28 protein-coding genes are annotated in these 23245 nt (G+C 67.8%); 15 read left to right on the top strand and 13 right to left on the bottom strand.

Annotation, left to right across the window (positions count from 1 at the left end; genetic code table 11):
• The first annotated feature begins 498 nt into the window (after window positions 1-498).
• Together DVH23_RS07530 and DVH23_RS07525 are read left to right on the top strand one after the other, a co-directional pair.
• Window positions 499-1071: a DUF5518 domain-containing protein gene (locus tag DVH23_RS07530; RefSeq protein ID WP_114576831.1), complete on the top strand. Its 573-nt coding sequence runs from the start codon at window positions 499-501 to the stop codon at window positions 1069-1071.
• Between the two features lie 165 nt (window positions 1072-1236).
• The gene (locus DVH23_RS07525; protein WP_114576830.1) at window positions 1237-1428 is read left to right on the top strand and encodes a hypothetical protein; all 192 of its coding nucleotides are present in this window, start codon (window positions 1237-1239) and stop codon (window positions 1426-1428) included.
• Between the two features lie 375 nt (window positions 1429-1803).
• Here the strand turns inward: DVH23_RS07525 and uvrB are convergent, their stop codons facing one another.
• Window positions 1804-3861, bottom strand: coding sequence for an excinuclease ABC subunit UvrB (gene uvrB / locus DVH23_RS07515; protein ID WP_114577054.1), 2058 nt, complete (start codon window positions 3859-3861; stop codon window positions 1804-1806).
• A gap of 121 nt (window positions 3862-3982) precedes the next feature.
• On the opposite strand from uvrB, the gene DVH23_RS07510 reads away from it, so the two are divergent.
• The 3 genes from DVH23_RS07510 to DVH23_RS07500 are packed head-to-tail and all read left to right on the top strand — an operon-like array spanning window position 3983 to window position 5534.
• A complete protein-coding gene (locus DVH23_RS07510; RefSeq protein WP_114576828.1) occupies window positions 3983-4258 on the top strand; it encodes a hypothetical protein in 276 nt (91 codons plus the stop codon).
• Window positions 4259-4303: 45 nt separating this feature from the next.
• Entirely contained in the window at window positions 4304-4510 is a 207-nt protein-coding gene (locus DVH23_RS07505; protein ID WP_114576827.1) for a DUF4177 domain-containing protein, read from the top strand.
• Window positions 4503-5534, top strand: coding sequence for a hypothetical protein (locus tag DVH23_RS07500; protein ID WP_114576826.1), 1032 nt, complete (start codon window positions 4503-4505; stop codon window positions 5532-5534). The genes DVH23_RS07505 and DVH23_RS07500 overlap by 8 nt, the downstream gene beginning before the upstream one ends.
• Here DVH23_RS07500 and DVH23_RS07495 read toward each other — a convergent pair whose 3' ends face one another.
• Together DVH23_RS07495 and DVH23_RS07490 are read right to left on the bottom strand one after the other, a co-directional pair.
• A complete protein-coding gene (locus tag DVH23_RS07495) occupies window positions 5535-6659 on the bottom strand; it encodes an ORC1-type DNA replication protein (protein WP_114576825.1) in 1125 nt (374 codons plus the stop codon).
• 96 nt (window positions 6660-6755) lie between these two features.
• Window positions 6756-8744 carry an endonuclease MutS2 gene (locus DVH23_RS07490; RefSeq protein WP_114576824.1) on the bottom strand — a complete coding sequence of 663 codons (1989 nt, stop codon included), beginning with the start codon at window positions 8742-8744 and terminating at the stop codon, window positions 6756-6758.
• Between the two features lie 94 nt (window positions 8745-8838).
• On the opposite strand from DVH23_RS07490, the gene DVH23_RS07485 reads away from it, so the two are divergent.
• Entirely contained in the window at window positions 8839-9060 is a 222-nt protein-coding gene (locus DVH23_RS07485; RefSeq protein WP_114576823.1) for a hypothetical protein, read from the top strand.
• Between the two features lie 13 nt (window positions 9061-9073).
• On the opposite strand, the gene DVH23_RS07480 is transcribed toward DVH23_RS07485, so the two are convergent.
• Both DVH23_RS07480 and DVH23_RS07475 read right to left on the bottom strand, forming a co-directional pair.
• Window positions 9074-9283, bottom strand: a complete 210-nt coding sequence (locus tag DVH23_RS07480) for a hypothetical protein (protein ID WP_114576822.1) — start codon at window positions 9281-9283, stop codon at window positions 9074-9076.
• Between the two features lie 152 nt (window positions 9284-9435).
• Entirely contained in the window at window positions 9436-9630 is a 195-nt protein-coding gene (locus DVH23_RS07475) for a cold-shock protein (RefSeq protein WP_114576821.1), read from the bottom strand.
• Window positions 9631-9750: 120 nt separating this feature from the next.
• Between DVH23_RS07475 and DVH23_RS07470 the strand changes: the two genes are divergently transcribed.
• Window positions 9751-10125, top strand: a complete 375-nt coding sequence (locus DVH23_RS07470; protein ID WP_114576820.1) for a cyclic nucleotide-binding/CBS domain-containing protein — start codon at window positions 9751-9753, stop codon at window positions 10123-10125.
• A gap of 145 nt (window positions 10126-10270) precedes the next feature.
• Here DVH23_RS07470 and DVH23_RS07465 read toward each other — a convergent pair whose 3' ends face one another.
• On the bottom strand, window positions 10271-10513 hold the full coding sequence (locus tag DVH23_RS07465) for a hypothetical protein (RefSeq protein ID WP_114576819.1): 243 nt from the start codon (window positions 10511-10513) through the stop codon (window positions 10271-10273).
• Window positions 10514-11008: 495 nt separating this feature from the next.
• Here DVH23_RS07465 and DVH23_RS07460 point away from each other — a divergent pair, with 495 nt between their 5' ends.
• The 3 genes from DVH23_RS07460 (at window position 11009) to DVH23_RS07450 (ending at window position 14575) form a co-directional block, all read left to right on the top strand.
• Window positions 11009-12511, top strand: coding sequence for a phenylalanine--tRNA ligase subunit alpha (locus DVH23_RS07460; RefSeq protein WP_114576818.1), 1503 nt, complete (start codon window positions 11009-11011; stop codon window positions 12509-12511).
• The gene (gene pheT, locus DVH23_RS07455) at window positions 12511-14271 is read left to right on the top strand and encodes a phenylalanine--tRNA ligase subunit beta (protein WP_114576817.1); all 1761 of its coding nucleotides are present in this window, start codon (window positions 12511-12513) and stop codon (window positions 14269-14271) included. The genes DVH23_RS07460 and pheT overlap by 1 nt, the downstream gene beginning before the upstream one ends.
• A gap of 115 nt (window positions 14272-14386) precedes the next feature.
• Window positions 14387-14575 carry a hypothetical protein gene (locus DVH23_RS07450; RefSeq protein ID WP_114576816.1) on the top strand — a complete coding sequence of 63 codons (189 nt, stop codon included), beginning with the start codon at window positions 14387-14389 and terminating at the stop codon, window positions 14573-14575.
• A gap of 49 nt (window positions 14576-14624) precedes the next feature.
• On the opposite strand, the gene DVH23_RS07445 is transcribed toward DVH23_RS07450, so the two are convergent.
• The 3 genes from DVH23_RS07445 to DVH23_RS07435 all read right to left on the bottom strand — a co-directional run bounded on the left by DVH23_RS07445 (window position 14625) and on the right by DVH23_RS07435 (window position 16897).
• Window positions 14625-15467: a polyprenyl synthetase family protein gene (locus DVH23_RS07445; RefSeq protein WP_114576815.1), complete on the bottom strand. Its 843-nt coding sequence runs from the start codon at window positions 15465-15467 to the stop codon at window positions 14625-14627.
• Window positions 15468-15509: 42 nt separating this feature from the next.
• Window positions 15510-16418 (bottom strand): NAD+ synthase, encoded by a 909-nt coding sequence (locus DVH23_RS07440; protein WP_114576814.1) that lies wholly within the window; start codon window positions 16416-16418, stop codon window positions 15510-15512.
• Window positions 16419-16579: 161 nt separating this feature from the next.
• A complete protein-coding gene (locus DVH23_RS07435) occupies window positions 16580-16897 on the bottom strand; it encodes a hypothetical protein (RefSeq protein ID WP_114576813.1) in 318 nt (105 codons plus the stop codon).
• 137 nt (window positions 16898-17034) lie between these two features.
• On the opposite strand from DVH23_RS07435, the gene DVH23_RS07430 reads away from it, so the two are divergent.
• The 3 genes from DVH23_RS07430 (at window position 17035) to DVH23_RS07420 (ending at window position 19080) form a co-directional block, all read left to right on the top strand.
• A complete protein-coding gene (locus DVH23_RS07430; RefSeq protein ID WP_114576812.1) occupies window positions 17035-17964 on the top strand; it encodes a replication factor A in 930 nt (309 codons plus the stop codon).
• A complete protein-coding gene (locus tag DVH23_RS07425) occupies window positions 17965-18585 on the top strand; it encodes an RPA family protein (protein WP_114576811.1) in 621 nt (206 codons plus the stop codon).
• Window positions 18586-18666: 81 nt separating this feature from the next.
• On the top strand, window positions 18667-19080 hold the full coding sequence (locus DVH23_RS07420) for a CopG family transcriptional regulator (RefSeq protein ID WP_114576810.1): 414 nt from the start codon (window positions 18667-18669) through the stop codon (window positions 19078-19080).
• A gap of 12 nt (window positions 19081-19092) precedes the next feature.
• On the opposite strand, the gene DVH23_RS07415 is transcribed toward DVH23_RS07420, so the two are convergent.
• Window positions 19093-19542: a DUF5814 domain-containing protein gene (locus DVH23_RS07415; protein ID WP_114576809.1), complete on the bottom strand. Its 450-nt coding sequence runs from the start codon at window positions 19540-19542 to the stop codon at window positions 19093-19095.
• 117 nt (window positions 19543-19659) lie between these two features.
• Between DVH23_RS07415 and DVH23_RS07410 the strand changes: the two genes are divergently transcribed.
• Window positions 19660-19938, top strand: a complete 279-nt coding sequence (locus tag DVH23_RS07410; RefSeq protein ID WP_114577053.1) for a hypothetical protein — start codon at window positions 19660-19662, stop codon at window positions 19936-19938.
• A gap of 44 nt (window positions 19939-19982) precedes the next feature.
• Window positions 19983-20408 carry a Fe-S cluster assembly sulfur transfer protein SufU gene (gene sufU, locus DVH23_RS07405; RefSeq protein ID WP_114576808.1) on the top strand — a complete coding sequence of 142 codons (426 nt, stop codon included), beginning with the start codon at window positions 19983-19985 and terminating at the stop codon, window positions 20406-20408.
• Between the two features lie 105 nt (window positions 20409-20513).
• Here the strand turns inward: sufU and radA are convergent, their stop codons facing one another.
• The 3 genes from radA to htpX all read right to left on the bottom strand — a co-directional run bounded on the left by radA (window position 20514) and on the right by htpX (window position 23192).
• Window positions 20514-21545, bottom strand: coding sequence for a DNA repair and recombination protein RadA (radA, locus tag DVH23_RS07400; RefSeq protein WP_114576807.1), 1032 nt, complete (start codon window positions 21543-21545; stop codon window positions 20514-20516).
• A gap of 101 nt (window positions 21546-21646) precedes the next feature.
• The gene (locus DVH23_RS07395; RefSeq protein ID WP_114576806.1) at window positions 21647-22252 is read right to left on the bottom strand and encodes a hypothetical protein; all 606 of its coding nucleotides are present in this window, start codon (window positions 22250-22252) and stop codon (window positions 21647-21649) included.
• A gap of 43 nt (window positions 22253-22295) precedes the next feature.
• On the bottom strand, window positions 22296-23192 hold the full coding sequence (gene htpX, locus DVH23_RS07390) for a zinc metalloprotease HtpX (RefSeq protein ID WP_114576805.1): 897 nt from the start codon (window positions 23190-23192) through the stop codon (window positions 22296-22298).
• Window positions 23193-23245: the final 53 nt, after the last annotated feature.

Raw genomic sequence — 23245 nt, 5'->3', positions numbered from 1 at the left:
CGTCTCCTCGCCGCCGAAGAGGCCGCCGAGGATGTCGCCTTCCGTCCTGATCCGAACGATCGCGTCGTCGACGGGCTCGCCCGCCTCGTCCTCGACGGTGACGACGAGGTCGTGGCCGTCGTCCCCGTTTCCGTCGGTCCCGTTGGCGCCGTCGGTGGCGTTGTCGTCGGTCCCGTTCGACCCGGTCCCGTTCGGCCCGGTGTCGTTCGCGTCGTCCTCGCCATCGGTCCCATCGTCCCCGCTCGCCTCGTCGCCGGTAGCGTTGGAGTCCGTCTCGTTCGTGTCGCCGGTGTCGGTATCGTTGGTTTCGTTCCCGTCGTCGTCGCCGCCGTTCCCGGTCGAACAGCCCGCGATCGTGGCGCCGACGCCGCCGACGCCGGCCGCCCTGAGGAACGCTCGTCGGTTCATTACAGGGTGTTTCCACCGAGTGGTCTTAAGGACACGGACTCGGTGGAACCGACCGCCGACCTTTTGGCCGCCGGTAGCGTCCCTCGAGCCATGGGAACGATCGTCAACGCAGTCGTCGGCGCGGTCGCGGCGGTCGTCCTCGCCTTCCTGCCGTTCTCGACGGTGCTCGGGGGCGCGGTCTCGGGCTTTCTGGAGGGCGAGGACGGGCGGGCGGGGACCCTGGTCGGCGCCCTCGCCGGCCTCATCACCCTGCTCCCGTTCGCGGGGCTTGGCCTCCTCGGGCTCGCCGTGCTATCGGCCTGGCTCGGCGTCCTCGGGGTTCCCGCCGGCGGGATCGCCGCGATGATCGTCGTCGTCGGCCTCGTCACGGCGGCGGCCGTCGTCTACACCGTCGGCTTCAGCGCCGCCGGGGGCTACCTCGGGGCGGTCCTCGCCCGGGAGTTCCCCGAGCACCGGGCGTCGGCCCGGGACACCCTCGGAATGGGGCGAGACCGACCCACGGACCGGGAGCGGTACACGTCCCTCGACGAGGAGCCACACGCCGGAGCCGGACGGGACGACGCCGACCTCGATCCGATCGACCGCGCTCTCGAGGACGACCGCGAACGAACGGGGTCGAGTTCGACCGGCGACGGGACCGATCCCGACCGGTTCGACCGCTGACCAAGGAGCCACCCGCTTCGAACGCCAACGTTTCGAACGCCATCGTCGTCTCCGAGCGATCCCCGTGGGGTCGATTGTAGTCCGTTTCTCCGACCTGTTTCAGTTTCCGCTGGGCGAAATCAGTATTCCATATCTTCACACAAGACGGTATGGAGGCGGCCGCCAATGACAGCGACCGAAAAGAAAGACCGGGCAGCAGCTGTCTGCAAGTCCTGCGAGGAGATCGTGCCTGTTCGGATCACTCCTGACGAAGAGATCGAGCCGATCGGGTTCTCCTGGGACTGTAGAGGAGGCGACGGAGAGACCCTCAAAATCCTCAATGAGGAGGACGCACATCGCGACGAATACGGGGAGTAGCCGGCTCACTCCATTAGCTGTAGCTGCGGATGGTCCCGCGAATCCGGTCTACGTTACATCCAGATGCAAACCGGTCAAGGCTTATTTGTATTGAATGTATCAATATACGCGATGGGAATATCTGACGAACTCACTATTCTCGTCAGTGTAGTTCTGGAGTCCATCGCTGGATGGTGCCTGCTGGTTATGATCATCCACGGTGAGGATGACTTTTTGGTGGTTATCAGTGCATCCTTATTTTTTCTAGGAGCCACGTTTGGAATATCACAGTTGGTCTATCGACAGGTATTGACTTGAGCGATAAGCCCCTCATCCCTATACAACGTGGAGTTTGTGTGTTCTGCTGAATAGAGAGTACGACGACCGATTTCGGCTTCAGAACTCCTCGGCGGGCGGGGCGATCCCGTCTTCGTCGTCGCCCGCGAGGTCGTGTTCCTCGCGGACCTCCCGGATCCGGTCGCGGATGTCGGCGGCGAGTTCGAACTCGAGGTTGCTCGCGGCCTCCTCCATCCGATCCTCGAGTTCCTCGATATACCGAGCGGCCTCCTCGTCGTCGCCGACCTCCCGGCCGGAGACGCCCCCGGTGTCGGTCTGGCTCCCCGGGAGGTTCGTCTCGCCGACCGCCTTCTCGATCGTCGTCGGCTCGTAGCCGTGGTCTGCGTTGTATTCGCGCTGGATCTCGCGCCGGCGTCGGGTTTCCTCGATTGCCGATTCCATGGCGCTCGAGGGGTCGTCGGCGTAGAGGATGACCTCGCCGTTGACGTTTCTGGCGGCGCGGCCCATCGTCTGGACGAGCGTCGTCTCCGAGCGGAGAAAGCCCTCCTGGTCGGCGTCTAAGATCGCCACGAGGGAGACCTCGGGGATGTCCAACCCCTCTCGGAGGAGGTTGATCCCGACGAGGACGTCGATCTCGCCCAGTCGAAGGGAGCGGATGATCTCGTGGCGCTCCAGGGTGTCGGTCTCGTCGTGCATGTACTCGACCGCGACGCCGGCTTCCTCGAGGTACTCGGTCAGGTCCTCGGCCATCCGCTTTGTGAGGGTGGTGACGAGCGTGCGCTCGTCGCGGTCGATCCGTTCTGCGATCCGGTCCATCAGGTCGTCGACCTGGCCGCTGGCCGGCGAGACCTCCACTGCGGGATCGACGAGGTGGGTCGGGCGGACGATCTGTTCGACGATCCGGTCGCTCTCCTCGCGCTCGTACTCTCCCGGCGTGGCGCTGACGTACAGCGTTTTGCCGGTTTTCTCCCGGAACTCCTCTGCGGTCAGTGGCCGGTTGTCGTACGCCGTCGGCAGGCGAAAGCCGTTCTCGACCAGCGAGTCCTTCCGGGACTTGTCGCCGGCGTACTGGCCCTTGATCTGGGGGAGCGTGACGTGGGACTCGTCGATCACCGTCAGGAAGTCCTCGGGGAAGTAGTCGAGGAGGGTGTACGGTGCTTCCCCGGAGTCCCGATCGGAGAGATACACCGAGTAGTTCTCGATGCCCGAACAGTAGCCCGTTTCCTGCATCATCTCGAGGTCGAAGGTGGTGCGTTCCTCGATGCGCTGGGCGGCGACGAGATCGCCCTGGCGCTCGAAGTACGAAATGCGCGAATCGAGGTCCTCGCGGATCTCGTCCATCGCCCGTTCGAGTTTCGTCTCGGGGATCGAGTAGTGTTCTGCGGGGTGGAGCAGAACGGCCTGTTGTTCGCCCTGGACCTCGCCCTCGAGTGGGTCGACTTTCACCATCCGGTCGATCTCGTCGCCCCAGAGTTCGACCCGCACCGCGTACCGGCCGTACATCGGGTAGATCTCGACCGTGTCGCCCCGCACCCGGAACGTGCCCTGGGTGAAGTCGACGTCGTTTCGCTCGTAGTTCAGGTCCACGAGCCGCCCCAGCAGGTCGTCGCGGCCGACCTCCTCGCCGACCGCCAGGCGGAGAGACATGTCTACGTAGTTGCGGGGGTCACCGAGGCCGTAGATCGCCGACACCGAGGCGACGACGATCACGTCCTCGCGGGTCAAAAGCGACCGGGTCGCGCTGTGTCGGAGCCGGTCGATCTCGTCGTTGATCGAGGCGTCCTTGTCGATGTACGTGTCCGAGGACTCGACGTAGGCTTCGGGCTGGTAGTAGTCGTAGTAGGAGACGAAGTACTCGACGGCGTTGTCGGGAAACAGCTCCCGGAACTCCTCGTAGAGCTGGGCGGCCAGCGTCTTGTTGTGGGCGATCACCAGCGTCGGTTTCTGGATCCCCTCGACGGTCCAGGAGACGGTGTTGGTCTTCCCGGAGCCGGTGACGCCCAGCAGCGTCTGTTCTGTGAGACCGGACTCGAAGCCGGAGACGAGGTCGGCGATCGCCTCGGGTTGGTCGCCGGCGGGCTCGAACGGAGCGTCGACCTCGAGGGGATGGTCGGCGTCGGGGCGGTCGGGCTGGAGGGGGCCACGGGAGTCGCTCACGGTTGGCCGGAGTAGGTGTCCCAGCCACTTGAGGACTCGCTTCCCGCCGCCGGGCGGACTCTCGACGGGAGGCCGGCGGGCCATCGCCAGGGTTTTCATCGCGCGTCCGTTCTCCCGCGGTATGGCCCCCGACGAACTCCGACTCACCAGCGCCCGCGAGGAACTCGAGGCGGCGGCGGAGACCGCTGACGACGACGTCCGCGAGGACGTAGAGGAGACCGCGGCCGCGTTCGCCGAGCTGGTAGACGACGGCCGGACGCCCGACCACGCGTTGATGGACGAACACCTGAACGCGCTCCGCCAAGCCGAGGAGCGCGCCGAGGGAGAGACCGAAGACCGGATCGGGCAGGCGCTCTCTCACGCCGAGAGCTACCGCGAGGAGCTCCCCCAGAGCTAGCTGCCGGCCGAACCGTTTTGATACCGAAGCAAGTACGGGTCCCCAATGAGCGGAGACGACGGCCCAGCGACCCGGTGGGAGTACGAGACGGCCGAGCCCCCACGGGACCCGACGATGGAGGAGGCCTCCGATCCCCAGGAACTGCTGAACGAGTACGGCGCTGACGGCTGGGAGCTGGCCGATACGATCACGTACACCGGCGGCGGGACGAAGTTCCTCGTCTTCAAACGGCCCGCGAACGACGATGTTTGAGGAGAGCGACGACGGCGACGAAGACCAGGTCAGCACCGAGAACACGATGCGCGAGCGGGCCGGAGAGAGCCGCCTCAAGCTCTGGCTGTTGCTCGGCGCCAACCGGCTGGGCGTCACCGCCGGCCTCTCGGTCGCCGTCTTCCTCGTCTTCATGCTCGGGGCGGCACTCGAACCGACGATCCCGGAGGTCGTCCAGCAACGGTCGGTCATGGGGTGGATATTCGGGACGATGCTCAGCGCCCTGATCACCGGCGTCACGCTGGTCGTCACGATCAGCCAGCTGATCCTCTCCCAGGAGAACGGCCCGCTGGGCGAACAGCGGACCCGGATGAGCGAGACGATGGACTTCCGGGACTACATGCGCGACCTCACCGGCAAACCCGCGCCCGCGGACCCCTCCGCGTTCCTCCGGGGGCTCGTCGACGCGACCGAGTCCCGGGCCGACGAGCTCGAGGAGGTCGTCCAGGACTCCGAAAACGACGAGTTCGCCGGCGAGGTCGAGGAGTTCGTCGAGAGCGTTACCGGCAACGCCGAAACCGTCCGCGAGAAGCTAGACGGCGCGAAGTTCGGCACGTTCGACGTCGTCTACGCGGCCCTCGACTACAACTACTCCTGGAAGGTCTTTCAGATCGAACGCTTGGAGGACGACTACCGGGACGCCCTGGACGAGGAGGGCTGGGAGGCGTTCGACGAGCTCCGAACCGCCCTGTCGATGTTCGGGCCCGCCAGAGAACACGTCAAGACGCTGTACTTCCAGTGGGCGCTGATCGACCTCTCGCGGCTGATCCTCTATCTCGCGATCCCCGCGATCGTCGTCAGCGGGATGATGGTGGTGTTCGTCGACACCGCGACCGCGCCGGGGTCGACCCTCGGCGTCGAGAACCTCCTCTGGCTCGTCGGGGCCGCGTTCACCTTCACGCTCTCGCCGTTTCTCCTGCTCACCGCCTACATCACCCGGATCGCGACCGCCGCGAAACGGACCCTGGCGATCGGGCCGCTGATCCTCCGGGACTCCCAGCGGTAGTCACTCGAGGCGATCGAGTACCGCCTCCCGGTCGTAGGAAAGCGAGAGCGACCGCGAGCGCCCCCGTCCCTCGACGTCGGCGTACTCGGCGTCGATGAGGCCGAGCTGGTCTACCTTGTTGACGAGTTCGGAGTAGCGGGTGTAGCCCAGATCGGTCCGCTCGTGGAACGCCTCGTAGACCGCGCCGGCCTGTTCGCCGTCGTTGTCGGCGATCGCCGCGAGCAGTTCGCGTTCGCTCGCCGCGAGGTTCGCGAGGCTCCGCGAGAGGTGGACGTGTTTCGAGGTCTCGTAGGCGTCCTCGACGTCGCCGCCCTCGACGACCTGGCTCGCGCGCGCCTCGGCGTTCAGGCCGGCCCGCCGGAGCAGGTCGATCCCGACCCGGAGGTCGCCGCTCTCGGCGGTCAGGGCCGCGACCCGCGAGAGGACGTCCCCGGAGACGACCCCGTCGTGAAAGCCGCGCTTTACTCGCTCGCCGAGGATCTCCTCGATCTCGGGCTCGTCGTACACCGGGAAATAGACGTCCTCGGGCCGGAAGACGCTCTGGACGCGCGCGTCGAGTTCGTCGATGGCCTCGAGGGTCGGGTCCGAGGAGACGACGATGACGCCGATCCGCGCGCCGGGGTGTTCCTCGTGGGCCCGGAGCAGCGAGTACAGGGTGTCGCTGGCCTCATTCTCGTAGAAGAGGTAGTTGACGTCGTCGAGCGCGACGACGAGCACCCGGTCCTCTTCGATCAGCTTCTCGGCGATCTGGCCGAACAGCTTCTTGAACGAGATCCCCGAGGAGGGGGGTTCGTAGTCGAAACAGCCCTCGAACAGCCGGGAGAACACCGCGTACCTGGTGGAGTTGACCTGGCAGTTGACCCGGATCGTCTCCACCTCGGCGGTCTCGGCGGCGACCTCCCCGAACAGCTTCTGGATCGCCGTCGTCTTCCCGGTTCCGGGCGGGCCCCGGACCGAGACGTTCAGCGGGCGCGAGCCCCGGAGCGCGGGCCGGAGCGCGTGGGACAGCCCCTGCATCTGGCTCTCGCGGTGGACGAACGCCTCGGGGACGTAATCGATCTCGAAGACGTGTTCGTCCCTGAACACCGACTCGTCCCAGGACAGCATTCCCTCGTCGCCTCCCATCACTTTCACCTCGCTCCCGGGCTACTTCAGTGTTTGCGCCGGGCCGGGTTCGGACTCGAGGGCAGTACGTGGGGACCCCGACACCTCCGAAACCGCTCACTCGAACTTCTCGAGCAGCCGGCCGTAGAAGCCGCCGCGGTCGCCCTCGTTCCCGTCCTCGGCGGCGAGCTTCTCGACGATCAGCTCCGGGGTCGAGCGCGCGAGCCGACCCTTCGTCGGCGAGCGATCCACCCGGAGCTCGCCGTCGACGATCCCGACGGCCTCGATGCCGTCGACGCCGACCGCGACGTCGGCCCGCTCGCGGATCTCGCCGGCCATATGCGAGACGAAGACGGCCGTCGCGTCCCGCTCGGCGAGCGTCTCGAGGATACCCGCGACGATCCGCGCGCTCGCGCCCGGCTCGGTGATGCTCTCGAGTTCGTCGACGAGCACGAGCCGGCCGTCGGCGCCCGTCGCGAGGTCCGCAAAGTCCCGAACGGTGGACTCGAAGGCGCCCGCGTCGAGGGTGCCCTGGCTCTTCTCGTGATAGTGCAGTTCCTCGAACCGACGCAGGCGGACGTGGTCTGCGGGCACCGGAAACCCCATGTGGGCCAAAACGGCGACCGCGGCGACCAGATCCAGCGTCGAGGTCTTCCCGCCGCTGTTGACCCCCGAGAGCAGCGTCGGCCCCGTCACCTCGTAATCGACGGGTTCGACCTCCTCGCGGGCCTCGGGGAGCAACGGCGAACGCCCACCCTCGATGGCGACGCCGTCGCCGCCGAACTCCGCCGTCGTACAGCCGAAGTCCCGTGCGAACCGCGAGATCGCGAGTTCGACGTCGAGCTCCAAGGCCCCGCGAACGAGCTCCTCGACGCCCTCGCGGCGATCGGTGAGCGTCGCCGCGAGCTCGCGTTTTCGCTCCGCCGCCCGGCGGTCGCGGGCGGCGACCAGCTCCTCGCGCAGGCGGGCCACGGCCTCCTCGTCGCGCTCGACGGGAAACGTGGGGTCGTCGTCGAGGATCCGGCGGGCGAGGTCTGCCTCCCCGGAGTCGAGATCGAGCGCGTCGAGCAGGTGCTCGCGGGCGGCCGCGACGGCGGCGTCGTACTCCTCGCTCAGCTCGCGGGCCAGAAGCGAGTCGGCGCCCGCACCCTGCTCGACCAGCGAGAGGAGATCGCTGCCCTCGATGGTGACGTCCCGCTCGCGGATCGCCTCCCGGAGCCGGTCGTTGGCGACGCTCTCGGCCGTTCCGACCGCCGCGTCGAGGTCGTCGACCGCCCGTGCCAGCCGGTCGAGTTCGTCGTCGCCGGCGACGGTCCCGTCCGCTCCCAGCCGGTCCATGGCCGACTCGAGCCCGTCGACCTCGCAGGGCGCCTCAAGGCCGGCGGCACGGTGAACATCGATGGCGCCCCGGATCGAGCCGCGATTTCGCGCGAAGAAGGCGAGCGCCCGCTCGGGGACGATGTCGGCAGGGTCCTCTACGGCGTCGGGCCGGACCCGGACGTCGCCGGAGACGTCGACGCCGGCGAACGCCTCGTCGAGGGCGACCACCGTCGCGTAGCCGCGGGCGAGTTCGGCCAGTCCGCGGGCGTCCTCGACGATCTCGACCGGAAGCTCGGGGACCGCCTCGCGGGCCTCCGCGTAGCGTTCCGCGTCCCGGGTCGCGAGACACCGTTCGGAGACGCGGACGTCGCCGGGGCGTTCGAGGGGCACGACGTCCTCCAGGGCCGCGAGGACGTCGGGATCGGGGTCGCGCTCCATGGCGCGCTCGACGAACCCGCGGGCCTCCTCGATCCGGGAGGCCCGGCGGCTGGGGTAAAAGGTCTCGAGGCGGCGGGCCGCGTAGTCGGTCACCGCCCGCTCCCGGACGAGCGCGAGGAGGTCGCGGTGGATCTCGCGGGCGCGTTCGGTCGCGAGGAACCCGCCGGGGTCGTCGTGGTCGAGGCGGATCGCGCCGCGGGCGATCCGGGCGGCCCGCCCCGGGGAGAGCCCCGGCGCGCTGGCGATGGCCGCGACGTCGCCCGTCCGGAGGGCCTCCTCGGGCGCCTCGAGTTCGGCGAGGGCGCTCGCGGTCTTTGCCCCGACCCCGGGGATCGCCTCGAACTCCATCGTCACCGGACTTGCCCCGGGACGCCAAAAGCCTTGGTACCCCCGTCTCCGTCACAAGGGAGCGGGTTATTCCCGCTGGGCGCCTGCATTCCGCATGGTACTCACGAAACTCTCCCGCGGGACGGTCGGCAGACTGCTCGCGGTCCTCTCGGTGCTCCGCCACGCAAAGCGGGCGTTCGCGAACGGCCACCCGCTGCGAGGGATCGCGCTGGTCGTCCTCGGGGTCCTCGCCTGGAAGTGGGCGTTGATCGCCTTCGTCGCCGGGGGAATCGCGAAGCTGATTAGGGGCCGGGACGCCGGCGGTGCGGGCCAGTAACGGAACCAGCCGCTCAGGCGACGAGCGGGCGCCGTCCTCGGCGGGGTCGCCGGTCGACGACCTCCCCACAGCGCGGGCAGGAAAGCACGCGTTCGCCGTCCTCCTCTATGACTTCCCAGTCGCCGTCGATCGCTGCCTCGTGGCCACAGGCCGGACAGAACAGCGTGTGTTTCGTCCGGTCCGGCGGCGGTCGCGTCTTTCGGTCGGTCGAAGGTTGCGTCATTGGACGCGGTAGGCACTGGAGAACTAAAGCGGTTGTGTGGCATGAACGTCCGTGAGCGACCGCGAGGCGCGCGTTGCCGGCGGTTGCGTCGCTGGGTGGTCGCGTCTCTCGGCGGTCGCGTCGATAAAAACCGCACGCCGTCGAAGACGGCGTTACTTTCGGGTGAGGTTCGTCGCGCGGGGGCCCTTGGGGGCCTGTTCGATGTCGAACTCGACCTCCTGACCCTCCTCTAAGTCGGGGCCGCCGACGTCTTCCATGTGGAAGAAGACGTCCTCGTCCGCGTCCTCGGTTTCGATGAATCCGTAGCCGCCAGTGTCGTTGAAGAAGTCGACCGTACCGGTTGCCATTGCGCCCGCTCGTACGCCGGGCTCCGGGATAACGGTTCCGGAAGCGGTGGCCCGGCAGGTCGACGACCCCGACCGCCGGCCGGGGAAAGGACCATACCGACGGTCCGCGTCGAGACGGGTATGAGCTCCCGAGACGGGACGAGAGTCGCGGACGTGATGTCGACGCCCCTCGAGACGATCGCCGCGGACGCGACGGTCCAGGAGGCCGCCCGGCGGATGCACGAGGAGGGGATCAGCGCGCTGGTCGTGCTCACCACTCCCCGGGCAATAATCAGCAGTACGGACGTCCTCGCGGCCGTCGCCGAGGGCGCGACCCCCTCCGACATCCGCGTGAGCGACGTGATGACGACCGACGTCGAGACCGTCTCGCCCGACCTCTACATGGAGGAGGTCGCCGCGATGATGACGACCTACGGGATCAAACACCTCCCGGTCGTCGACGACGACTACGTCGGGATGGTCTCCTCGACGGACGTCACCGCCCACCTCTCGTAGCCGGTCGTCGTGACCGGCCGGGCCGCCCGGCGGGAGTCCCGACGCCGAGAGGAGGGCGTGATCGGCGACCTCCCGAGCCGCCGGCGTCGAACCCCTCAAGCCGGGAGCCGTCACCGAGAGCTCGGATCGTGGACCGTGTCGTCGGTCATCCCGTCGCCGATTCGGCGGGTGCGGGGACCGGTCTACGGGCCGAACTCGCGAGGACGGCCCCGAGGACGATGCCGACGGCGAGGGCGACGACGACCGCCACCCCGACGGTCCCCGCCAGCACGACCGCGGCCGCGAGCGCGATGAGGACGGCGTCGACCCTCGAGGGCCGGTCCTCGGCGCGTTTGCGGCGCCTGCGTCGTTCGTGTGCCAGTTCGTCGCGCGTGCGTAGTCGCTGCATTGGTGGTGAGTCCGGGGACGACTCTCCCCGGTGGAGTCGGAGTTCGGACGCGAGTGCGGACGGTCCCGCAGGCGGTCGCCTGCGGATCCGCCGTCGAGAACGCGGCCGGACGGTGCCGTCGAGTCCGGCCGTCGGGGAAGCCCCTCCGACCGGACCTAGAATCGGAGGTCGGTCATCGTGTGACCATACCTGTCGGCCCGGGAAACATAACTCTCGGCGAGGAGCGATACCGCTTCACACGACAGGGCGCCGCAAGGTTTTTGCTCCGGCCGCGTCTCGAGTCGGGCATGGCACCCGAACCCCACCGTGCCAGCGTCGTCCGCCAGCCGCGTGGCTCCCGGCCGGGGTTCGGCTTCTTTTTCGCCCGGTGAGCGGGCCGGTGGAGCCGGCGACGACTGACGCCGCCGGGGAAACCGCCCGCGAACGCGGGCGTTCGCGCGATCGCTCGAGACGAGTCGGAACCGCTAACTGACCGACACGCAGTCTACACACCAAATGGAACTCCCACACGCACAGGCCGCGGTCCTCCGGGCAGCGAGCGCGGAGGACGCGACGCCGATCGACGAACTGGCCGCCGAGACCGACCTTCCGCCCGAGACCGTCACCGGGGCCGCGTTCGAACTCGAGGAGCGGGGGCTGGTCGTCGTCCTCTCGCGCGAGGAGGAATCGACCACGCTGACCGAGGAGGGCGATGAGTACGCCGATCGGGGCCTCCCCGAGGTCCGTCTCTACGAGGCAGCCCGCGGGCTCGACGCCGATCCGGTTCCGATGGGAGAGGCGATCGGCCGGGCAGGTCTCGAAGGACCGGAGGTCGATATCGCGCTCTCGAACTACGCCCGGAAGGGGTACGGCGAAATCGACTCCGGAACCGTGACGACCGACCCCGACGCCGTCCCCGACACGGACTCGGAGGCGATGGCTCTCGACGCGATCACGGCGGGCGAGGCGGCTCCCAGCGACGAGGTGTTGGATCGACTCGAGCGTCGGGGGCTGATCGAGCGCAGCGAGCGGACCGAACGGACGGTGACGCTTTCCGACGACGGCGTCACCGCGCTGATGGAGGGCGTCGAGAGCCGGGAGACGGTCGGCCAGCTCACTCCCGAACTGCTCGCCAGCGGCGAGTGGCGAGACGTCGAGTTCGGCGCATACAACGTCGAAGCCGACGCCGAACGCGTCGATGGCGGCCGGCTGCACGTCCTGCGCGAGACCGGCGAGCGAGTCAAGGACGTGCTCGTCGGGATGGGGTTCGAGGAGATGGACGGCCCCCACGCCGACGCCGACTTCTGGATCAACGACTGCCTGTTCATGCCCCAGGACCACCCCGCGCGAACCCACTGGGACCGCTTCGCCTTGGAGGAGCCGAGCGAGATCGACGACCTCCCCGAAGGCCTGGTCTCCCGCGTCGAACGCGCCCACCGCGAGGGCGTCGGCCCCGACGGCGACGGCTATCACTCGCCGTGGGACGAGGGCTTCGCCCGCGCGCTCGCCCTGCGCGGACACACGACCTCGCTCACCACTCGATACCTCTCGGGGACCGAAATCGGCGAGATCGACCCCCCTGCCCGATTCTTCAGCGTCGAGAAGGCCTACCGAAACGACACCCTGGACGCGACCCATTTACTGGAGTTCTTCCAGATCGAGGGCTGGGTAATGGCCGACTCGCTGTCCGTGCGCGACCTCATGGGCACCTTCGAGGAGTTCTACGCCCAGTTCGGGATCACGGACATCGAGTTCAAACCCCACTACAACCCCTACACGGAGCCGAGCTTCGAGCTGTTCGGCACGCATCCGACGACCGGCGAGCTGATCGAGATCGGCAACTCGGGACTGTTCCGCGAGGAAATGTTGGAGCCCCTGGGGGTCGAGTGTGACGTCATGGCCTGGGGGCTCGCCCTCGAGCGGCTGGCGATGCTCACGACCGGTGCCGAGGACATCCGGGATCTCCACGGGACGCTCGCCGACTTGGACTTCCTGCGGAACGCGGAGGTGAGCTACTGATGCCCACCGTCGAGATCTCTCCCGACGCGCTCCGGGAGCTGACCGGCCACGAGGCGGGCGACGACGAGCTGATCGACGATCTGTTCGCGCTCGGCCTCGAGTTCGAGGGCCGAACCGAGGACGACGAGTTCGAACTCGAGTTCGCCCCCGACAGACTGGATCGGCTCTCGGTCGAGGGAGTCGCCCGCTCGCTTCGCTACCAGTACGGCGACGCACGCGGGGTGTACGTCCCGAAGACCAACTCCCCGGAGTGGACCATCGAGGTCGATGGCGAGGTCCCCGACGACCGCCCGTACGTGACGGGTGCGGTCGTCCGGGGCGTCGATCTGGACGACGCAGCATTGGACTCGATCATCCAGCTCCAGGAGAAGCTCCACGCGACGATGGGCCGGGGACGCGCGAAAGGCGCGATCGGGATCCACGATCTGACCATGCTGAAGGGGAGCGACGCGCTCTCCGCATCGGCCGAGGCGACCGACGGGAAGCCGACCGTTCGCTACACCGGCGTTTCCCCCGACGGCGACCGCTTCGTCCCCCTCGATTCCGACAGCGAGCTGACCCCGGGGGAGGTGCTCACCGAGCACCCCACTGGGGAAACGTACGCCGACCTCGTCGGCGGCGACCGCTATCCCGCGATCTACGACGACCTCGGGCTGTTCTCGTTCCCGCCGGTGATCAACGGCCGGCGGACCGAGGTCTCGACCGACTCCCGGGATCTGTTCGTCGAACTCACCGGCACCGACCAGTGGACGATCGACAAGATGTGCGTCATCGTTTGTTACGCTCTCTCGGCTCGCGGGGGAACGCTCGAGGAGGTCACGGTCGAGTACGCCGAGGACGCAGGCGGCGAACACGCCGGCCGCGACCTCGTCCGGCCGGATCTCTCGACCGACGAGAAGCGCCTCGCTCACGACCGGATCGAGTCGGTGCTCGGAATCGATCTCGGTCCCGAGGAGGTGACCGACCTGGGCGAGCGTGCGGGCCTCGACGTCTCCCGCGAAGGCCACGAAATCGAGGAGCCCGAAGAACTCGCCTACGAGGTGACGATTCCGCCCTACCGCGTTGACGTCCTCCATCCGCGGGACCTGATCGACGACATCGGCCGGGCCTACGGCTTCAACGATCTCGAGCCCCGCTATCCCGACGTCAGCACCGTCGGCGGTCGTCACGAGCGGTCCAGGCTCGAGGCCGCCGTCCGGACCCGCCTCGTCGGCCTCGGCTTCGAGGACATGCTCACCTTCCACCTCACCAGCGAGGAAGCGACCTTCGAGGCGATGTCGATCTCGCCCGACGGCGAGGGCTTCGGCGCCGGCGCGCCCCCGCGGATCAAGGAGACCTACAGCGAGGAGTACACCATCGTCCGGACCTGGCTCCTCCCCTCCCTGCTCTCGGTCCTCGAGAACAACACCCACCGGGCCTACCCCCAGGACCTCTCGGAGGTCGGCTTCACCGCCCGAATCGACGACGCCGAGACCACCAACGTCGCCGAGAGCCGCCACGTCGCCGGGCTCGTCGCCCGGAACGACGCGGCCTACGAGGACGCGAAAGCCCGCCTCCAGACCGTCGTTCGGGCCTTCGGTGCCGACCTCGAGACGCCACCCACGGAGCACCCGAGCTTCATCGACGGCCGGGCCGCCGCGGTCGTCGTAGACGGCGAGGAAGTCGGCGTCGTCGGCGAGGTCCACCCCGAAGTCATCGTCACCCACGACCTCGAAGTGCCCGTCGCGGCCTTCGAGTTCGAACTCTCGGCGCTCGAGTAGTTCGGACTCTCCGTCGAGACGTTCACCGCTCGCGTTCGATTGCGAACTCCACCCACGATGGGGGCGAACGAAAGACGGCCCGAACCGTTATGACAGTTCGCTATGACCTATCCGCATGGACTACAAGGACGCCGTCGTCGTCTCGCTCGCCTTTCTGAGCGGGCTCGCCGGCGCCTCGCTCGGAGGGGTGGTCGGCCTCCTCGCCGGGATCGTGGTCGGGGCAGGTCTCGGGGCGACGTGGGCGTATCACTCCGATCTCCGGAAACATGCGGTGTACGAGAGCTTCGACAGTCCGAACGAGTGAGAACGCGTCGGCTCCCGTCCGATCCGAACACGGTAGCCGCGACCGGTGCTTACCGCTCGCGGTCGACGACGAACTCGGCGAGGTCCTCGAGATAGCCTCGCGCTTCGGAGTCGGCGGCGTCGATCCGCGAGAGGGCGTCCATCGCGCGTTCGGCCTCCGCGCGGGCGCGCTCGTCGGCCTCCTCGGGCGAGAGATCGGTGACCTGGACCACCGAGGGGCGATCCATCTCGGCGTCCCGGCCGGCGGGTTTGCCGAGGGTCGCGGGATCGGCGACGGCATCGAGGACGTCGTCGCGGATCTGGAAGGCGACGCCGACGCGTTCTGCGTACTCCCCTAAGGCTTCGATCGCGACGGCGTCGGCGTCGGCGGCGATCGCGCCGAGTTCGGCCGCGGCCCGAAAGAGCGCCCCCGTTTTCCGGCGAGCGAGGGTCATGTACTCGGCTTCGGTCTCGGGCACCTCCGAGAGCTCCGTCGCCTCGCCGACGCCGAGTTCGACCATCGCCTCGGCGACGACCCGGGTCGCCCGGGGGTCCGCAGAGAGGAGGGCAAACGCCTCACCCAGCAGACCGTCGCTGGCGACGATCGCCGGCCCGTGGCCGAACTCGGCCCACGCGCTCGCCGAGCCCCGGCGGAGTTCCGAACGGTCGATGATGTCGTCGATCACGAGCGAGGCGCCGTGGACGAGTTCGATCCCGACGCCGAAGTCGACGGCCTCCGCGGCCTCGCCGCCGACGGTCTCACAGGCCAGCACGGTGACCGTCGGCCGGACGCGTTTCCCACCCGAGAGCGCGACGTGGCGCAGTTCGTCGGAGAGCCGGTCGGGCTCGACGCCGTCGACGACCGAGACGAGGCGCTCCTCGATCAGCCCCCGACGGCGCTCGAGCGGTTCCATTGGACGCGCTTAGGACCCCCTCGCCAAGTATATGACGGAGCGTCAGGCGTCCTCGATCGCGGACGGGGGAGCCTCGAGCCGTCGGTCGGCGATCCCCGGAGTCGGCGGGGTGGCCCGCTTGTGGCTTGATTCGACGCACATCGCCACGATCTCGCGAGCGAGGTCCGTCTCGATCCCGACGGCGGCGGCCGCGCTTTCGACGGGTTCGCCCCGGTCGATCGTCCGCCGGAGGAGCGGGTCGATCTCGTCGTAGGTCCCACCGAGCTCGTCGGCGTCGGTCTGGCCGGCCCAGAAGCCCGCCGTGGGGTCCTTGCCGACGATCCGCTTGGGGAGGCCCATCCAGGCCGAAAGCGCCCGGACCTCGGTCTTGTAGAGATCCCCGAGGGGGTTGAGATCGACGCCGCCGTCGCCGTATTTCGTGAAGTATCCTAGGAGGAGCTCCGAGCGGTTGGCCGTCCCGACGACGAGCCGGTTCGTGGCGTTTGCGGCGTAGTAGGCCGCGGTCATCCGGAACCGGGCGGTGGCGTTCCCGAGGAGGCGGTCGTCGCCGTGGTCGCCCTCGGTGTCGGGATCGACCGCCGCGCCGACGGTCCGCTCGAAGGCATCCACGAGGGGACGAAGCTGGATTTCACGATACTCGATCCCCAGCCCCTCGGCGATCGTCCGGGCGTCGGCGCCGTCTGCGGCCTCCGTCTTCGTCGAGGGAAGCCCGAGTCCGAGCACCCGCTCCTCGCCGAGGGCCTCCCGGGAGAGCGCCGCGGTCAGCGTCGAGTCGATCCCGCCGCTCATCGCGACGACGGCGCCCTCGGCGCCCGCATCGCGGACCGCCCGCTCGATGGTCCCGACGGCCTCGGCGTGGACCGACTCGAGGTCGTCGGGGGCCGTGACGAACATGGTCTCCGAGAACCCCTCTTGATCGTTCGTACTCGTTTCACCTTGATCAGAGCCCATAGATGGAGTTTTCACAGATAGAGTTGGACAATAACCCACCGTATAAAGATATCGGTGGAAGAACACCCATGTGACTAAATGCCGCGACCGCGCGAGCTATCGGAGTCAGGAAGAGCCACTGCACACTCGACCGCATGACGGCGGTGCGTCCGGTGTGTGGATCACTGGCTACGAGACCAGGTCTCGACGCGGCCCTCGCGGACGTCCTCGAGACAGCCCTCGCAGTCGGGGTGGCCCGCCTCGTAACACGCCGGCCGGAACTCCTCGTCCAGCCGGGTCGCCCGCCGCTCGGCGTAGCGCCGGCAGACGATCCGGGCGCGCCCGGCGTCGTCCTCGGGGAGTCCGGCGGCGTTTCGTGCCGACTCGTAGTGCTCTCGGGCTTCCGCGAGTCCGGCCGAGCGGCGCAGCCGTTCGAAGCGGCTGCCGGCGTCCTGCAGGGTAGTGCGGAGGAAGCCCTCGAGTTCGTCGCGGTCGGCCATCGGAGGACGGTTCGGCGGCGAGACCCAAAGGCCCGTCGCCGGCAGGACCACTTTCGCTCCGGTGGCGGCAGTTTAAATACGATCGGGAGCGAAGACCGACATGCCTCCCAACGAAACACAGGCGGAGGCGTGAGACAATGAGCGACGTACGACAACACGCGGAGGACGTACACGAGCAGTTTTCAGACCACATTGACGTCGCAGTAGACGACGTCGAGGGACGCCTGCGGACCCTCGTCGACGAGTACAAGGTGCCCGTCGAGGAGGCCCGACGCAGCGTCACCAACCACTACCTGGAGGAGGCGGGCCTGGAGCGCGAGGACATCGCCGGCGGCGGGAGCGAGGCCGCGGAGATTGAGGACGTCGACGAGCCCGAACAGTGGATCGACCTCACGGCGAAGGTGATCGAGCTCTGGGAGCCAAGAAGCGACTCGGTCGCCCAGGTCGGTCTGCTCGGCGATCCCACGGGAACGATCAAGTTCACGAAGTGGGCCAAATCCGACCTTCCCTCGCTCTCGGAGGGCGGCGTCTACGAGCTTCGAAACGTCGTCACCGACGAGTACGAGGGCCGGTACTCGGTCAAGCTCAACTCGACGACGGGCATCGAGGAAGTAGAGGGGGATCTGGAGGTCGGCGACGACACCAGCGTCGTCGAAGGGGCACTCGTCGACATGCAACGGGGCAGCGGGCTGATCAAGCGCTGTCCCCACGACGACTGCACGCGCGTGCTCCAGAACGGCCGGTGTAACGAACACGGCGAGGTCGAAGGCGAGTTCGACCTCCGCATCAAGGGCGTCGTCGACGACGGCATCGACGCTCACGAGGTCATCTTCGACGCCGAGGCGACCGAGGGCCTCACGGGCATCAGTCTCGAGGAGGCAAAGGAGATGGCGATGGACGCCCTCGATACGACGGTCGTCGCAGACGAGATCCGCGATCGGGTCGTCGGCACCTACTACCGGATCGAGGGGCCCACCTTTGGCCGGTACGTGCTCGCAGACGACGTCGAGGAGCTCGATGGGGCCGTGGATGGCGAGGCCCTGCTGATCAGAGCGAGGTCGATGTAGATGTCCGGATCACAGCTCACCCGAGAGGTCGCACGCCGGACGTTCGCCAGCGAGTTCAACGACGCGACCTACACGTTCAAGGAGAGCGACGAGGAGCGCGCGCCCAACTACGCGCTGCTCCCGACGGGCGAGCGCGCCAACCGCGTGTTCGTCGTCGGCACCCTCACCGAAACCGAGGACGTCGGCGAGGACAGCGAGTACTGGCGCGGCCGGGTCGTCGACCCCACGGGCACGTTCTTCGTCTACGCCGGCCAGTACCAGCCCGAGGCCGCCTCCGTCCTGCGGGAGGCAGAGACCCCGGCGTACGTCTCGGTCGTCGGCAAACCCCGGACCTACGAGACCGACGACGGCACCGTCAACGTCTCTCTGCGGCCGGAGTCGATCGCGGTCGTAGACGAGGCCACCCGGAACCGCTGGGTCGTCGAGACCGCAGAGCGCACCTTGGACCGGATCGAGGCGTTCGAGGCGTGGGAAGCCGAGGAGGAATCACCCGAGGGCGCCCCCGACGCGACGGGCAACGAGTACGCCCGGATGGTCGACGAGCGCTACGATCTCCCCGTCGAGAACTATCGCCGGGCGGTCGTCGAAGCCTTGGAGAGCGTCGAGGGATCGGCGGACTGACCCGACCGCCAGCTTCAGCGGTCGCCCACGGGCGGCCGTCTGACGAATCGTTAAGTGGACTGGCGGGGAAGAACGGCCCGAATGGGCAACAAGAACAAGACCGTCTCCTTCCGGGTCAACGAGGACGCCTTCGTCGCGCTCCAGGAGATCGCCGAGGAGCGGGACATCTCGCTGTCGTCGGTGTTCAGGGACTACGTCGACATGCTCGTCGCCCACGACGGCGAGGTCGCGGTCCTCCCCGAGGACGAACTCGGCCGGACGGAAGACGAGCCCTCGTTCCCCCCGACCGTCGAGGTCTCGAAGAGCTTCGTCCGGGAACACGAACGCCTCGAACTCGAGTCCGAACACCTCCGGGAACAGGTCGCGGAGTACCGCGAGTACGTCACCGAGCTCCAGGACCGACTGGAAGGCGAGGAGGAGGTGCTCCTGCTCGACGATCTGGACGCGGACGACGAGATCACGGACGGCGAGCAGGGGCCGTACCGCCTGGGCTGAGCCGGGAGAGCGTTATCGCGCGAGGTCGCGCCTGACCCCGGCGATTTCGTCGGCGTCGGCGCCGTCGACCCGGGCAAGGGCCTCGGCCGCCTCCAGGGTCCGGACGGCGTCGTCGAGAAAAGAGAGGACGTCGCCCGGATAGGCGTAGAGCATGTAGTCGTCGCCCATCACGTCGACGATGGCGTCGGGGCCGAGCCCCTGTGCGCGCAGGTCGAGCAGGTAGCTGGCGAACTTCCGTTCGGGACAGCCACAGTAGGGGTTGGTCTCGCAGTCGCAGTCGAGGAAGTCGCTCGCGAAGTCGAGTACCCGCTCCTGGCTCGCGTCATCCAGCTTTTCCAGTCCGGACCCCTGAAAGAGGACGTCGAGGGTCGCGCCCTTGAACGCCCCCTTCGGGATGGACGTCTCGAGCTGGGAGGCGAGCTGGCGGTGGTTCTTGACGTAGATCTTGTCGGTGATGGCCACGGCGTTAGCTCGAATTGGTGCTGGCAGGCCAAAAGCGATGCGACCCGACGGTGTCGTCGCTCGGCCCCGTAGAACTTTTGTGATCGGAGCGCCTTCCGTCGATCGGAGGTGAGAACGATGACCGGGACGATCGACAGCTCCGGACGACGGAGACACGACCCCGATCGGCGGCCGGATCCACTCGAACGACTGGTCACCGTCCTCGCCTCGGCGGACCGGTACGACCTCATGCTCGCGGTCATCCCGGTCGTCTTCGGGGTCGCGCTGGCCATCGCGCCCGTTGCGGGAGTAGCAGTCGAAGGGGCCCTGGTTCCGGCGGCGGTCGTCGCGGCCGCCGTCGTCGCCGACGCCTGCTACCTGAACCCGCCGATCGATCCCGACGAAGGGGCGGCCTGACGGGCGCAACCCTTTTCGGACGGACCCTCCTACCAGTGACAACTATGGGAATGGGCTCGGACATGTACCGACAGCAGATCCTCGATCACTACAAGAACCCCAGGAACTACGGGGAACTCGAGGAGCCGACGTTCAGCCACGTCGGCGAGAACCCGATGTGTGGCGACGAGATCCGCATCGACGTCCGCCTCGACGACGACGAGCGGATCGAGCAACTCTCCTTTACCGGCGACGGCTGTGCGATCAGCCAGGCATCGGCGAGCCTGCTCTCGACGGAACTCCAGGGAGCAACGATAGACGAACTCCTCGAGATGGACCGCGACGACGCGGTCGACCTGCTGGGAGTGGAGGTCTCCCCGATGCGGATCAAGTGTGCCGTCCTCGCCGAGAAGGTCGCCCAGGACGGCGCTGAGATCCACCGGGGCGAACTCGACAAGGAACGGACGACGACCGAGGACGACGAGGAGTAGGCCGCGGCGTCCGGGGCTACCCCTGCTTTCTGGATGGTGCCGCCGACTCGGTGGCCACGAAGAAACGACACGAAAAACCGCCGTCGTACCGGGACCGTTCGGGCCTTACTCGGGTTTGAGTCCGCCGTCCTGAACGCGCATGACGGCCTCGCCGTCGGCGAGGTTGGGCGCGTCGACGAGGCGGACGATCCGCTTGTCGCCCTTCGATTTCCGGAGATACATCCGGAACGTGGACTTGTGACCCAGGATGTTCCCGCCGATGGGCTGGGTCGGGTCGCCGAAGAAGGAGTCGGGGTTCGAGGCGACCTGGTTGGTGACGATGACGGCGGCGTTGTGGAGGTTGCCGACCTTGTCGATGTCGTGGAGGTGCTTGTTGAGCTTCTGCTGGCGGTCGGCGAGGTTGCCCCGGCCGACGTACTCCGCCCGGAAGTGGGCGGTCAACGAGTCGACACAGACCAGCCGAACCGGGTAGTCGTCGTCCTCGCGTTCGCCGGCGAGTTCGTTGGCCTTCTCGGCCAAGAGCATCTGGTGGTTCGAGTTGAACGCCTTCGCGACGTGGATCTTCTCTAAAATCTCCTCGACGAGTTGCTCGATCGCCTCCTCGTCGCTGGGGCTACCCTCGATCTCGCGGTCCTCCAGAGCGGCCTCGATGGCCTCCTCGGGGAGGCCCCGAACCATGTCGTCGATCCGCTCGGGCCGGAAGGTGTCCTCGCTGTCGACGAAGATACACGACCCGTGGAGACCGCCGACCTCCTTTGGAAGCTGGACGTTGACGGCCATCTGGTGGGTGACCTGGGACTTGCCGGCGCCGAACTCGCCGTACACCTCGGTGATCGACTGGGTCTCGATGCCGCCGCCCAGCAGGTCGTCGACCTCGTCGATGTGCCAGGAGAGCTTGCCGATCTCGTTTCGCCGCTCGAGGACCGTCGAGCCGGTCTCGAAGCCGCCGATGTCCGCCGCGTCGCGGGCGGCCTGAACGATGTCGCTCGCGGTCGACTCGCCGACGTCGGCCGTGTTCGACAGCTCGGAGGGCGAGGCGACCGCGAGGCTCTGGAAGCTATCGAAGCCCGCCTCGAAGAGCTTGTCAGCGGTCGCCGGTCCGACGCCGGGGAGGGTCTCTAGGTCTGCGTCTGCCATACCCCGTCGTTGTCGCCCGAGGGCCATAAAGCCTCTTTAACAGGAAAGTGGAAGTGAAACTGCGGGCAGGAAGCGGGGTCGGTCGCGGATCGACGACGTCGTCACTCCCAGGGATGATCGCCGGCCGCGCTCGGCCAGAGGGGGTGCCAGCGCTCCTTTTCGTCCTCGATCTCGAGTTCGCCCTCAAGGGTCGACTCGAGTTTGAACTCGGCGCTCGAGTCCCGTTCATGGCCCGAGCGGGGGGCAAAGGGGTAGAACGCGCCCCGCCGGAAGGAGTAGATCCAGTAGGCGGGGCCGTCCTCGTTGCGATAGGCGAAGACGGCGGCGAGCAGCCGGGAGCCAAACCCCTCCTCGATGAAGGTGTCGGCGGCGAAGTGGAGGCTCGTGATCAGGTCCTCGGGGTCGGTGTCCTCCAGGACGACCCAGTGGTAGCCGTGGTCGTCCTCCGTGATCCGAAAGTCGGTCTCGGTCTCCTCCTGGCCCGCCTCAAGGATGGCCTGGACCTCCTCGACCGCCTCGCGAAAGCGCTTCGAGTCGACGCCGGAAAAGCAGAGCGCGCCCGCGTCGGCGGAGTCGTAGCCCAGGTCCGCCTCCATCGTGAGGTAGGCGGTACTCATCCCGAAGAGGTCCTCGGGGTCGGCCTCGCGTTTGGCGTCCGACTCCGCGCGCACGCCAAGCACCGACCGGAGCCCGTCTAACAGTCCCATGGCGGGGGTCGGTCGTCGAGCCTTAGAAACCCCCCGCTTCCCGCTACATCCCGCGTTCGAGCTCGCGGAGCTGCTCGATCCGGCGTTCGGTCGAGGGGTGAGTCGAAAAGAGTCGGCCGACGATGCCCGACCTGATCGGGATGATGAAGAAGGCGTTCATCTCGGCTTCCTCCCTGAGGTCGTCGTCGGGCACCTTCTCCATCTCGCCGGAGATCTTCATGAGCGCGCTCGCGAGCCCCGAGGGGTTGCCCGTGATCGCGGCCGCACCACGATCCGCGGCGAACTCGCGATAGCGCGAGAGCGCTCGGATCAGCAGGTAGCTGACGATCCAGACGAGAAGGGAGACCAGGATCGCGACCAGGATCCCGGCCGCACCCTTGCCGTCCCGGCCCCGTCCGCCGCCGGTGTAGAACATCATCTGGCCGCCGAAGCGGACGATGAGGAAGGCGACCGTCGAGAGAAAGGAGGCGATGGTCATCACGGCGACGTCGCGGTTCTTGACGTGGGCGAGTTCGTGGGCGAGGACGCCGTCAAGCTCCTCCCGGTCGAGGGTCTCGAGCAGGCCGGTGGTCACCGCGACGGCGGCGTTGCTCGGCGAGCGCCCCGTCGCGAAGGCGTTTGGCGTCCGGGAGTCGACGACGGCGACGGTCGGCTTCGGGAGGTCGGCCTGCTGGGAGAGCCGGGAGACGGCGGCGTGGAGCTCGGGGTACTCGGATTCGTCGACTTTCGAGGCGCCCATGCTCCAGAGGGTGATCTTGTCGCTGAAGAAGAACTGGACGAGCGAGAAGCTTCCAAGGAGGACGGCGACCAGCAGGAGGCTCTCGGCGCCGCCGCCGAAGGCGGTCGTGAGTCCGACGAGGAAGACGAGGTAGACACAGAAGAGCAGAAACATCGTCAGTCCCATCCGCGCGCGGAGTCCCCAGTCGGGCTGCCAGTCCATGGACGTCAGTAGGGGTTGACAGGATAAATATGGCCGGATCTCGACCCCCTCGT

The sequence above is a fragment of the Saliphagus sp. LR7 genome (assembly GCF_003344565.1).
Taxonomy (GTDB): domain Archaea; phylum Halobacteriota; class Halobacteria; order Halobacteriales; family Natrialbaceae; genus Saliphagus; species Saliphagus infecundisoli.
This window is presented reverse-complemented; position numbering and strand designations above follow the sequence as displayed.